The organism is Methylobacterium sp. C33D, from assembly GCF_053345825.1.
Window position 1 is genome coordinate 1 of the sequence record NZ_JBKFAV010000041.1, and the last position, 11585, is coordinate 11585.

The window sequence follows — 11585 nt, forward strand, 5'->3', positions numbered from 1 at the left end:
GTTCGAGCTGCCGGTGTCGTTGAACTTGATGTTCATGTCATTGCCCTTGCCGGCAATGAGGTTGACGCCGTTGTAGCTGGCGTCGCTGGCGAGCTGGGTGATCTGGTTGAGCAGGTTGTTGTACTGGTTCGCCAGCGAGGCGCGCTGGGCCGTGCCCGAGATCGACAGGTCGCTGGACACGACGGTGCTGGCGGCGGTGCCGTAGGTCGAGGCGGTGGTGCCCGAGGCGGTGAAGCCCAGCGTCGTCTGGCTGCCGGAGTTCTGGAATTCGACGTCGGCCTGGGCGTTCAGGACGATCTTGGTGCCGGTGCTGTCGACCGAGAAGATCGCGCCGGCGCCGAAGGCGCCGCTGGACGAGGTCGAGGCCGAGCTGACCGCGGCGTTGAGGGCGGCGACCGTCGCGTTGACGCTCGAGGAGCCGGCGATCGTGGCGGAGACCGAGCTACCGTTGATGGTCAGCAGGACCGTCTGGGAGGCGGTGCTGGCGCTGTAGGCGTTGGCGGCGGTGCCGGTGGTGGAGAGCTGGGTCGAGAGCGCCTGGTTGGCGATCGACTTGGCCTGATCCACGAGCTTCTGGATCGAGGTGATGCCCTGGTTGGCGGCCTGGATCGACTGGATGCCGTTGGAGATGCCGTCGAGGAGGGTGTTCAGGCTCGAGGAGCGGCCGTCGAGGGCCTGGGAGGTGAAGAAGTTGGTCGGGTTGTCGAGGGCGGAATTGACCGTCTTGCCGGTCGCGAGCCGGTTCTGGGTGGTCGCCATCAGCTGGGCGGTATCCTGCAGCGAGAGCAGGTTCTGGCGCGTCGCGGCCGACAGGGTGATGGAGGACATGGATCGCTATCTTTCCAACCGGAGCAACCCGATTCTCGGGGATGCCTAAGAATACCGGTTAGGGTTAAGTCCGAATTAACTGCGCGAGTATTTCCGGCGAATCGGTAGCGTTACCGGGAAATGTACGCGCCTCGCGCGGAAGCCTGTCCCGGCCGGCCCGAGTGCGGATCGGGCCGGCCGGGATGCCAAAAAGACCTTGAACCACAGCACGCGCCGGTTTTCGAACGCGCGGCTCCGTCGAACCGGCCGATCCGTCGCGCCGCGCGCGGCTGGCTCAATCGAGCGCGTAGCCGAGCAGCCCTTCGGACGTGTGCCCCTCGCAGTCCGGCGCGGTCGAGACGAAATGGTCGCGCCCGCCGGCGATGCAGCGATAGATCGGGTGGCTGCCCGGCCTGTGCGCCGCGTAGACGTATCCGGTCTGCCCGAGGGGCGTCTGTCCCTCGCACCGCGCGTCCCGGCTGAGGAAGTGGTCCTGGCCAGCCGCGCAGCTCATCAGCATCGCGGTGCCCGGCGCCGGGAGCGACAGCACGGTGCCGACGCTGCGCTCGATCGTGTAACCCGGGCCGATATAGCCGGTCGTCACCCAGTGTCCGCCGGGCCCGAGGGCGCGCTGCAGGGGAAGGCGGTCGGCCTTGCTCGGCCGCCGCGCCTCGGCGATCCGCCACGTGCCGGGGTAGGGGTCGCCGCCAGAGAAGAAAACCGTGATGTCCGGCAGGAACGGCGTCAGGTAACCCGCTCCGTCGCGCTGGAAACCGGGACTGTGGTTCAGATAGAAGCCGGTGACGTCGGAGTTCAGGTAGCCCAGGGGCGTCCAGGCCGCCGGTGCCCCGCTCAAGAGGGCCTTCAGCGGCATCTTGAACAGCCCCATCTGGTAGGTTTCCCGATCCGGATTGCGCACGGGATCCTTGCAGGCCACCTGCTGGCACGCGCGTCCGGGCAGCCCGGTGATGACGTAGACCTCGCCGGCCTTCGGGTCGTAGGCGAAATCCGAGTTCGGGTTGATGGTCGTGCCGTCCGTGGTGAGGTTGGGAATGCGCAACGGCGCCTCGAAATGCACGCCGTCTGCCGTGTGCCGGACGTAGAGATCCCCGAAACCCCGCACGCCCTGCGGGCCGGTGAGATCCGTCGTGACGACGAAGAGGCCCGACCGGCCGTCCGAGAAGGTCGCGGGCTGGCCGGTGCCGTAATTGCCCTGCGCGACTACGGGATTGATCGGCTTGATGACCGGGTCCGGGTAGTCGACCCACGTCACCCTGTCGTTCGAGAAGGCGAGGCCCGTCTGGTTGTTGTTGCCCGGCAGGTTGTCGGCGCCCGAATAGTACATCGCGTAGGCGTAGGTCTGCCCGTCCGCCGGATTGACGAAGCGGCCCCGGATCACGCTGGGATCGCAGACGTACTGCCGATTCCACGAGCCGGGCGTCGGCTGGAACACGATCCGCGCCGGCGAGAAGCCGCTCTCCGGCGTGTAGGAGCGATGGAAGATGACGTCGGTCTTGCCCTGGCCGCACCACCAGATGTCGGTCGTCCCGTTCTCGGTGATGACGCTCGGCGCGTAGTTGTAGCCGGCCGGGTTGGCCTCGTTGACGAACAGCGGCTGCGCCTCCGGCCCCTTCCAGCCGGCCTCGCCTCCGGCCGGCGCGACGAGCACCGCCACCATCGCGGAGACGGCGGCGAGCCTCGGCGAAACCACACCCGTCAACACGTTCACGCCCATCTCCCACTCCGATCCGCGCCCGAGCACGGCGCCCCGCGGCATTCCGGCCGAGGCTGACGACCGCAATGTGGCCGTCTGATATCCGGCGGCGCGATCCCGGGGAGCCGCGCGGTCGCGCGTGCCGTCTTTCCGCCGCCGGACAGGCTCACGCGCCCGGCGCGGGCGGGGCGGGGCGCCGGCAGATCGGACGCAGGGCGCGGTCGAGCAGCGACTGCCGGCCGAGGATCATCTCGAAGAAATCGTACTCGCCAGGCCTGAAATTGGCTTTCAGAAATTGGAAGTGCATGTGGAAGGGTTTGAGGCGCAGACGCTTGTAGTCCTCCTCGGGTATACGGTCCTTGACCCCGGCGGAGCGGATGAGCGGATTGCAGGCCAGGAACGCCGGTCGTCCGAAGCCGAGATCGAAGATCGGGTTGAACCCGTAGCAGTTGAGCCAGTCCTGCGGGGCCTGATAGTCGCACCAGACGATGCGGTCGCTGAAGACGAGCGTCGCGATGTCGTCACGCAGCGCCTGCGCATCGCGCTGGAGCGCGACGAAGGGGAGACCCGAACCCAGCGTGACGAGGGACAGCCGCGGATGCGCGCGATCGTCGGTCCCGAGGCGCGCGAGGACCTGCGCGGCGACCTCGACCGCCATGGCGGCCCCGAGGGAATGGCCGACGATCATGACCTCGTCCGGCGCGTCCGCGGGGTTGGCGCGCCAGTGTGCCAGTTCGGCCAGAACACGCTCCCGGAAGGCGGCGACCCGCTCCGCGTAATCCGGTCGCCGACCGGTCGCGTGCTGCCAGAAGAAGATCCGGATGCTCAGGATGTGCCAGAAGAACAGGCGACCCAGCACCCTCTTGGCGCCGTACAGGAGCGTGGCAGCGGCGGCGGCGAGAAGCAGTGCCACCCAGACCGTCTCCGAAGGCGCCGACGGGCCGACGGCGGCGAAGATCGCGGCGCCGAGAGCGACCAGCAGGGCGGGGGCCACGAAGGCGACGAAGAACGGGAACGCGCTCAGCAGGGTGTAGGGCCATCCGAACCGGGACGTCTTGAAGAACAGTCCCTGCGCGAGGCCCGAGGCGACGCTCCGTGCCAGCAGCGCGAGCTTGCGCGCCACGGGGCGTGCGAGATCCGCGTGGATCAGATCGCTCCAGACCAGGGTCTCGCAGCGGACGGCCGCGCCGTCACCGTCGGCCGGCGCGCCGACCGTCCAGATCCGGCTCAGCCCGTCGGGGTCGGTCCGGATCTCGGAGACCGCGCGCGGCATCGCCCCGAACCGGGTCGTGTGACGGTGGAGCTCGCGCTTGAAGAAGGCGGGAAAGCGGATGCCGCTGCGGGCGTCGAACCCGTGGATGAAGAAGACGTGCCGCCGCGCAACCGGCGCCGGGTGAAGGTCTCTCAACTTGAAGGGCGTGAACGATAAGTAGCCGCGGACCATGTGATTGAACAGGGACGAGAGCACGAGACGGATTCGTGGCGGTCGACGGCGCCGGCAGGGGCGGCTCCATTGCACCATCGCGGAGGGCTCCACAACAGCGCGCCGGCGAAATCGGTTCCGCCGCTGGCCAGCATTCGTGATCCGGGCCGCGCGTGCCTCTGTGACCCGGCAACACCGACGGCGTTAAAAAGCGGCAGCGTGCTCAGGAAGAACTGGACTTGTGAAAACTGAGCCTCCTACGGTGCGGCACGCGGGGGCGGTGATCACGATTCGTATGGGCTTTTCCGGGGCCGTGAGGGCGCTTCGCGGCGGCGCCCTCCGACGTCACAAGATCGGCCACATCCAGGCCGTCCTGGACGCTGCGCCGAGCGGCTGCGTCGTCCTGGCCGGCGACTCGCACGCGGCTCACATGCTGCGGCCGGTCGTGTCCCGTCCCGTCCTGAATGTCGGGCTCGCCGGAGCGACGGCACGTTCCTATCGCCGTGCCCTCGACCTGCTGACCGCGCCCCTGCCGGCGTTCCTCGCGGTCCTGATCATCGGGACCAACGACATCCGATCACCGGCGGCGCTCGGGAGAGCGGCAACCGACGATTTCTCGAGCCAAGCGGACCGTATCGTCGATCGCCTCCAGGCCTGGACTCTCGACACGCTGGTCTCGGCGCTGCCGCCGACGCCGGTCTCGAAGACTTCCGAGCGCGTCCCCGAGGCAGTCGAGGTCTATTCCGATCTTCTCCGCGAGGTGTGCGAACGCCGCGGCGCCTCGTTCTTCGACCCGTTCGCGTCGCTGCGCGGCTCCCGTTTCGGGTTGGCCGAGGATGGCGCCTTCGTCGACGGGACGCATCTGCGGGATTACGCGGCCGTCGCCGCGCGCATCGCCGGCCATATCCGTGACCGGTACGGTGTCGAGCGTTACCTCGAGATCCCGCTTCCGGGCTTCGATGAGGAGTATTACACCAGCTGGTATGCCGACACGTGCCAGTATCCCCACGGTCCGGCACGACACTATCTCGATCTCGGCTGGCGCGAGGGACGCGACCCGAGCGGGCATTTCAGCACGGACGGCTACCTCGACGCGAATCCGGATGTCCGCGCCGCCGGCGTCAACCCGCTGGTCCATTTCCTGGAGGTCGGCTTGGTGCAGGGGCGAACCGGCTGGGAGAAGGCGCGCACGCATCCGACGCGCTATCGCGACCCGGACCAGGACGTCTGAGGGCGGCGCTGTCGGCCGGCCGCGCCCACGCCATCGTGACCGCCATCGTCGTACAGCTGACGCAGCTCGGTGTACGCATGCGATCATGCGCTTCCTTCTCGCCATTCCTCTCCTCGTCCTCGCCACCGCCGGAGCGTCCGCCGGAGAGCCGCCCCTCGACGGCCCTGTCGTCGCCGGCGGTTTCGGGATGGGCGGCTCGGACTATTACGGCGATGTCCGCAGCCGGATGCCGTTCACCGGCGAGGCGCCGCCGCGGCCGGTCGGGATGGCCGACATCGTGCGCGTCCGGGCGGCCCGCGCGCGCGCCGCGACCGCCTCCCGGCGGAAGGCGCCGCATCGACCGTCTCATCGCGGCTGACAGCGTCCCGGCTCAGCCGATCGGCACCGACCGATCATCGAGAACCCGGCCCTGACGGTGGGCCGCGGGCGCGTGGACGCGGTCGAAGCGGCGGATCAGTGCCGGTATCGTTCGGCCAGGGCCATGAGGGCCTGGGCGAGTTCGGTGAGGTTGGCGGAGGCGGCCTCGACCTGCCGGGTGCCGGCCGCCGTCTGCTGGCTGGCCTGGCGGATGTTCTGCAACGCCCCCATCACCTGCTCGATGCCCAGCTGCTGCTGGTTGGTCGAGGCCACGATCTGCTGGAACGTCTGCACGTTCTCCTCCACCCGCGCGGTGATCTCCTCGATCGTGCGCTGCGTCGTGTCCGAGCGCGTCTTGCCCGCCGCCGCGCGCTTGACCGCCTCCTCGGTCAGCATCACCGACGTGTTGATGCCCCGCTGGATCTCGCCCAGGATCCCCCGCACCTGACCGGTCGCCGCCTTGGCCTGGTCGGCCAGGAGCTTCATCTCCGAGGCCACCACCGAGAAGCTGCGCCCGCTCTCCCCGGCCGCGGCCGCCTCGATGGCCGCGTTCAGCGCCAGCAGGTGCGTGCGCTCCGAGATGTCGTTGACCGTCTCGATGATGTCGCCGATCGTCTGGGTCTTCTCCGACAGGCTGACGATGTTGCCCGCCACCGCCTCCGCCTGCTCGCGGATCGCGTCCATGGCCTTGGCGGTGTCGGACACCGCGCGCAGACCCTGGCGCGAGGTCTGCGCGGTCGCCTGGGCAGTGGCGATCACCTCGGTGGCGCGCTTGGAGATCTGCGCCCCCGAGTGGGTGATCTCGTCCACCGTGGCGGCCGTCTCCTGCACCGCGGCGAATTGCTGCTCGACCGAGGCGGCCTGCTCCTGCGCCGAGGCCCGGATCTCGGCCGCGGCCGCGTTCAGGTCCGCCGTCGCCGCGCGGTTCGTCCGCGCGAGGTCCGAAAGACCCGCCACCATCGTGTTCAAAGTCGTGCTCAGACGGCCGATCTCGTCGCGCCCGCCCGCCGCCAGCTGACCGGACAGGTCACCCTCGCCGACGCGGGCGACGAAGGCCATGACCGTCTCGAGGGGCCGCACCACCGCGCGGCTGATCAGCCACGTGATCAGGATCGCCAGCAGCACCGCGGCGGCCAGGGTCAGGTAGATCGAGAGGCGCGAGCGCTCGTAGACCTCCTGCGCGGCGCGCTGGCCCAGCGCCATGCCGCCGTCGAGCTGCGACCGGAGGGTCTTGATCCCCTCGAGGAAGGGCGCCTGCAGGCGGGCGATCTCGGCGTTGCGCGCCTCGACCGCCGCGACGTCCTGCTGGGCGATGGCGGCGAACTGCGCCTCGCCCTGCGCCCTGACCTCGCGGAACGAGCCCTGGACCACCGTCGCCGCCGCGGCGATGCGGTCCCACGCCGCGACGCGCTCGGCGGACACGACCTGCGTCCGGTACTCGCCGGCGAGCTGGATCGTCGTGGCGAGCCGGTTCTCGACCTGGGCCGCGGTCTGGCGCCAGGCCGCCAGAGTGTCGCCGGCCTGGGTCGTGCGCCCCTGGGCCCGCATCAGCATCGCGATCACGGCGGTGCGGCGCAGGAGGCCGAGGTCGCGTGCCTCGTTCCCGAGATCGTCGAGCTGGCGCAGGATCGTCATGTCCCGCCGGACGATCGCGTCGGTCGTGTCGCGCACCGCGCCGATCTGCTCCAGCGCGTAGAAACCGAGCGCCACCACCACGACCGTGATGGCGAAGAAACCGAGAAGGATGCGTTTTCCGATCGAGAGCGACACGGGCGGGGATGGCTCCGGTTGGGGCAGGCGGCCCGGTCAGGGCAGCGCGCGGCGCAGGAGGCGGGGGAGGTCGACGACGACGAAGTCGGGCCGGCCGTCGTCCGCGGCCCCGGAAGCCGGGGCATAGACCGAGGCGGCCTCGTTCCCCAAGCCGTCGGGATCGACCGCCTCCGCGGCCGCCGCACCTCCGGCCCGGGCGATGCCCAGGACCCGGTCCACCGCGAGGGCGAGCGGCTGGGCCTGGACGCCGCGCAGCACGATCAGGTGCCCGGCCGCCTCCGCGCCGGAATCCGGCCGGCCGAGGGCCCGGGCGAGGCTGAGCACGCCGACGATCCGTCCGGACAGGGCGATGAGGCCGTCCAGCGCCGGCACGGCCCCGGGCATCGGCGTGGTGGGGCGCGAAGGCACGACCTGGGCGACGGCCGCCAGGGGCACGCCGTAGCGCTCGCCGCCGCAGGCGCAGACGAGATGATCGACACCCGAATCGGTCGCGACCGCGACGCCACCGCGCCGCGCGAGGGCGACCGCGCGCTCGGCGCGCAGATCCCGCTCCGGCCGCTTCACCTGGGGGCCGTCCTGTGCCTTCGGGCGTGCCCCCATCAGGACCTCCTGCTGCCGGCGAGCGCGGCGCGGGCCGCGGCCGCGCTCGCCGCGATCTCGCCGGCGGAGGCGCCGTCGCCCTCGGGCAGCGCCGTGTCCGGGCCGAGGGCTTGACTCAAGGCGACGGCGTTGTCGAGGGCGCGGACCGCCTCGCCCGGCCGCTGCAGCGCGATCAGCAGCAGGCCGAGGTGGTAGTGGGCCATCACGAAGCCGCGGTCGAGGTAGAGCGCGGCCCGCAGCGCCCGCTCGGCCTCGGCGTCGCGTCCGAGTGTGCGGGCGAGCAGGCCCTCGTAGAAGCGGAGCGCCGTGTCGGTCGGGTCGCGGTCGAGGGCGGCCCGCAGCGCCCGCCAGGCCGCGCCGGTCTCGCCGGAATCGGCCAGCGCGCGGATCCGGTCGAGGTCGAAGGCCTCGTCCAGAGCTGCCCCCAGGGTTTCCCCCAGCGCTGCCCCCAGGGCTGCTCCGTGTTCCCGCGTCCCGGGCGCGTCAGGGACCGCCGCGGCCCCGCGTGCGGCGACCGGATCCGGCGCGGGAACGACCGCCGCGTCGGGTCGTCCAGCCCCGGACACGCCCGGACAGGCGCCCGCAGAGTCGGCCGCGGACGCGCCCGCGGACCCGCCCCGACCAGGATCCCGCGCGGGCGGCTCCGGCGCCTGCCCCGTCGGAGGGACGGGATCCGGCACCGGCATTCCGGGCAGCGCGACCGGGGGCGCCTCGGCGCGCGGTCGGTAGGCCACGGTCCCGGGCAGGCTGACGGCGTCGAGGAAGCTCGCGAAGGCGGGACTCGGCTCGGCGTGGCCGAGGAGCAGCCAGCCCTCCGGCCGCAGCCTGCGGCCGAGACCGCGAACCACCGCGGCGACCGTCCGGGCGTCGAAGTAGATCAGCACGTTCCGGCAGAGGATCAGGTCGAAGGGCTCGCCCTGCGGCGGCCCCGGGTCGACGAGGGTCAGCAGGTTGCCGCGCTCGAAGCGGACCGAACCGCGGTATTCCGGTCGGAGGGCGTAGCCGCCCTCGCGCCGGATGCCCGGCGCGGCCGGCAGCCGTGTGAAGTAGCGCAGCCGCTCCTCCGGCGGCATGGTCCGGAGAGCCCAGCGGCCGTACTCGGCGGCGCGGGCCGTGGCGAGCGCCTCGACGCTGATGTCGGTGCCGAGGATCGAGACCCGCCAGTCGGACCGGGCGTCGCCGAGCAGCTCGTGCACCAGGATCGCCAGGGAATAGGCTTCGGCCCCGGTGGAGCAGCCCGCGCTCCAGATCCGGAGGACGCGCTCGGACGCCCGCGCCGCGATCAGCGCCGGCAGGATCGTCGCGCGCAGCGCGTTGAACTGCTCGGCGTAGCGGAAGAAGAACGTCTCGCCGACCGTGATCTCCGCCTCGAGCCCGGCCCATTCCGCCTCGCCCTCCGCCCCGCTCGACAGGAGGGCCGCGTAGGCGGCGCAGTCGCCCACGGCCGCGGCGCGGAAGCGGCGGTGCAGCCGCTCGATGAGCAACTCGTCCTTGTCGGTGTAGTAGTGGTGGCCGGTGCGCGCGATGATCCGCGCCTTGAGCGGCGCGTAGGCGGGATCGGCACTCAGGTCGGGACGGGGATTACCCGGTCGGGCCATCGGGCGGTCAGACGGCGCGCGGCAGCGCGGCCAGACGTTCGGCGGCGGCCCGGGCCAGGGCGTCGACACGCGCCCGTTCCTGCACGGTCAGGAGGCGCTCCGGCGCCAGCGCGTGGACGAGGCGCTCGCCGAGGACCAGCTCGGCGGCGACGCAGCCGTTCAGCGTGTCGGCCGCCTCGGCTGGCCGGATCGCGGACTCGGCGACCGTCGTGAGGTCGGCCGCGCGATCGACGAGGTACGCGACGGCGTCGCCCTGCATCAGGACGAGATGGGCGTAGAGACCGGGCGGCGCGACGACCGGGCGGAGGCCGAGGAGGGCCGCGAGGTCGACGACCGGGATCGGCGTGCCACCGAGATTGAGGAAGCCGATGAGCCAGCCGCCGGCGGCGGGCGGCGTGTGCAGATCCGGGAGCGGCAGGATCTCGGCGACCGCGCCGCGGGGCAGGGCGCAGGCCGTGCCGGCGACATCCAGCAGGAGATAGGCCGAACCGCTGCTGGCCACCGCCACCCGCTCCCCTGTTGCTCGGTCGCGGCCGGGCCGGGACGGGTCGCGAAATAGGCCGAGTTAACGCTGCCGGCAATTGTGCGCCGCACCGGCGCGATGACGCGGAACCAAGTCTCGTCTGAGCCGCTTATTTTCCGACGCAGCGGCAACGCGCCTGACGAGGTGCGGTGCTTCGCCTGCGCCGGTCTACGCCAGGGATTGACGATGAGGAAACTTCTGTTGGCCGCCGCGTCGCTGACGCTCCTCGCGGGCTCCGCTTACGCCCAGGGTAACTCACCCTACAACGCCTCTGGCGCTCAGGCCGGCGGCCCGCGCGGCGGCATGGAGCGCGCCGGTGAGGCGGCCGCGATGGAGCAGGGTGCCGCTCCGGCCGCGCGTCCGATGATGCGCAAGCGCATGAAGCACAAGCGCATGAAGCATCATCGCCGGATGCGCCACCACATGTGAGCGGCGGACACCGGGGCGCGCCGCAGGCGGCGTCGCCCGGGTGGCACGGCCTGTCGCACGCGCGGCAGGCCTTTTTTGTGCCCGTTCACAGGCGAAGCGCCGGCCGCGCGGACGTGAAGCATAATGCATCGCGGCTGCCGGTTGCGAACAGACGCGGCACGGTCCAAGCTCGCGCGAAAGCCGCGACCTCGGAGAATGTTCGCAAACGAACATCGCTCGGTCGTCCATCGCGCGGCAGCCCCAGAGAAGGCGAGGGAGCATCGATGTCACGACCGCTCGACCGACGATCCGACGACAGGATCGAGGCGACCGGCGTCGAGGGGCGGCGCAGCGCCATCGTCGCCTCGGTCCGTCAGCGCGGATTCGTGACGATCGAGGCCCTCGCGACGCAGTTCGGCGTCACCGTCCAGACGATCCGGCGCGACCTCAACGAACTGAGCGCCGAGGGCCGCCTGGAACGCTACCGCGGCGGCGGCGGCCTTCCCTCCAGCGTCGAGAACATCGACTACGCCGACCGCCGGGTGACCTTGCTGCCGGAGAAGAGCCGAATCGGCCGCCTCGCGGCGAGCCGCATCCCGTCGCACTGCTCGGTCTTCATCAACATCGGCACGACGCCGGAGGCCGTCGCCCGCGAGCTGACCCGGCACGACGATCTCAGCATCATCACCAACAACCTCAACGTGGCGATCTCGCTGGCGGAGACCACCGAGTTCCGCATCGTCGTGGCGGGCGGGACCGTGCGGAACCGCGACGGCGCGGTGCTCGGGCAGCTCACCTGCGACACGCTCAGCCAGTTCCGGGTCGACGTGGCGGTGATCGGCATCAGCGGCATCGACGGCGACGGGGCGCTCCTCGACTACGATTACGAGGAGGTGCGGGCGACGCAGACCATCCTGGCCCACGCCCGGAAGACGTTCCTGGTGGCGGACCATACCAAGTTCACGCGCCGCCCGATGGTCCAGGTCGGGCGCCTGGAGCAGGTCGACACCTTCTTCACCGACCGGGCGCCGCCGGCCGAGATCGCCGCGCTCATGGACCGCCAGGGCGTCACCCTGGCGGTCGCCGACAGCGCGGACGAGCCGTAACGAACATCGATTTTTCGCTTGCGAAAGCCGGCCGCCGCGCCAATATAG

Annotated in this window: 11 protein-coding genes; 4 read left to right on the forward strand and 7 right to left on the reverse strand. The window is 71.1% G+C overall.

Annotated elements, in window-relative coordinates; all coding sequences use genetic code 11:
• The 3 genes from ACLBXO_RS25670 to ACLBXO_RS25680 all read right to left on the reverse strand — a co-directional run.
• Positions 1-828: flagellin N-terminal helical domain-containing protein (locus ACLBXO_RS25670; RefSeq protein WP_447687156.1), on the reverse strand; the 828-nt coding region annotated here is incomplete at its 3' end.
• Positions 829-1102: 274 nt separating this feature from the next.
• Positions 1103-2542: a hypothetical protein gene (locus tag ACLBXO_RS25675; RefSeq protein ID WP_447687157.1), complete on the reverse strand. Its 1440-nt coding sequence runs from the start codon at positions 2540-2542 to the stop codon at positions 1103-1105.
• A 145-nt stretch (positions 2543-2687) separates the two neighbouring features.
• Positions 2688-3989, reverse strand: a complete 1302-nt coding sequence (locus tag ACLBXO_RS25680; RefSeq protein ID WP_447687158.1) for a lipase family protein — start codon at positions 3987-3989, stop codon at positions 2688-2690.
• 235 nt (positions 3990-4224) lie between these two features.
• Between ACLBXO_RS25680 and ACLBXO_RS25685 the strand changes: the two genes are divergently transcribed.
• Both ACLBXO_RS25685 and ACLBXO_RS25690 read left to right on the forward strand, forming a co-directional pair.
• Positions 4225-5175: an SGNH/GDSL hydrolase family protein gene (locus ACLBXO_RS25685; protein ID WP_447687159.1), complete on the forward strand. Its 951-nt coding sequence runs from the start codon at positions 4225-4227 to the stop codon at positions 5173-5175.
• Positions 5176-5260: 85 nt separating this feature from the next.
• Positions 5261-5533, forward strand: coding sequence for a hypothetical protein (locus tag ACLBXO_RS25690; RefSeq protein ID WP_447687160.1), 273 nt, complete (start codon positions 5261-5263; stop codon positions 5531-5533).
• 95 nt (positions 5534-5628) lie between these two features.
• Here the strand turns inward: ACLBXO_RS25690 and ACLBXO_RS25695 are convergent, their stop codons facing one another.
• The 4 genes from ACLBXO_RS25695 to ACLBXO_RS25710 are packed head-to-tail and all read right to left on the reverse strand — an operon-like array spanning position 5629 to position 10002.
• Positions 5629-7302, reverse strand: coding sequence for a methyl-accepting chemotaxis protein (locus ACLBXO_RS25695; RefSeq protein ID WP_447687161.1), 1674 nt, complete (start codon positions 7300-7302; stop codon positions 5629-5631).
• A 36-nt stretch (positions 7303-7338) separates the two neighbouring features.
• Positions 7339-7902 carry a chemotaxis protein CheW gene (locus ACLBXO_RS25700; RefSeq protein WP_447687162.1) on the reverse strand — a complete coding sequence of 188 codons (564 nt, stop codon included), beginning with the start codon at positions 7900-7902 and terminating at the stop codon, positions 7339-7341.
• The gene (locus ACLBXO_RS25705; protein ID WP_447687163.1) at positions 7902-9500 is read right to left on the reverse strand and encodes a CheR family methyltransferase; all 1599 of its coding nucleotides are present in this window, start codon (positions 9498-9500) and stop codon (positions 7902-7904) included. The genes ACLBXO_RS25700 and ACLBXO_RS25705 overlap by 1 nt, the downstream gene beginning before the upstream one ends.
• A 7-nt stretch (positions 9501-9507) precedes the next feature.
• The gene (locus tag ACLBXO_RS25710; protein WP_331318545.1) at positions 9508-10002 is read right to left on the reverse strand and encodes a chemotaxis protein CheW; all 495 of its coding nucleotides are present in this window, start codon (positions 10000-10002) and stop codon (positions 9508-9510) included.
• A gap of 207 nt (positions 10003-10209) precedes the next feature.
• Between ACLBXO_RS25710 and ACLBXO_RS25715 the strand changes: the two genes are divergently transcribed.
• Positions 10210-10452 (forward strand): hypothetical protein, encoded by a 243-nt coding sequence (locus tag ACLBXO_RS25715; protein ID WP_331318547.1) that lies wholly within the window; start codon positions 10210-10212, stop codon positions 10450-10452.
• A gap of 263 nt (positions 10453-10715) precedes the next feature.
• On the forward strand, positions 10716-11537 hold the full coding sequence (locus tag ACLBXO_RS25720) for a DeoR/GlpR family DNA-binding transcription regulator (RefSeq protein ID WP_331318549.1): 822 nt from the start codon (positions 10716-10718) through the stop codon (positions 11535-11537).
• Positions 11538-11585: the final 48 nt, after the last annotated feature.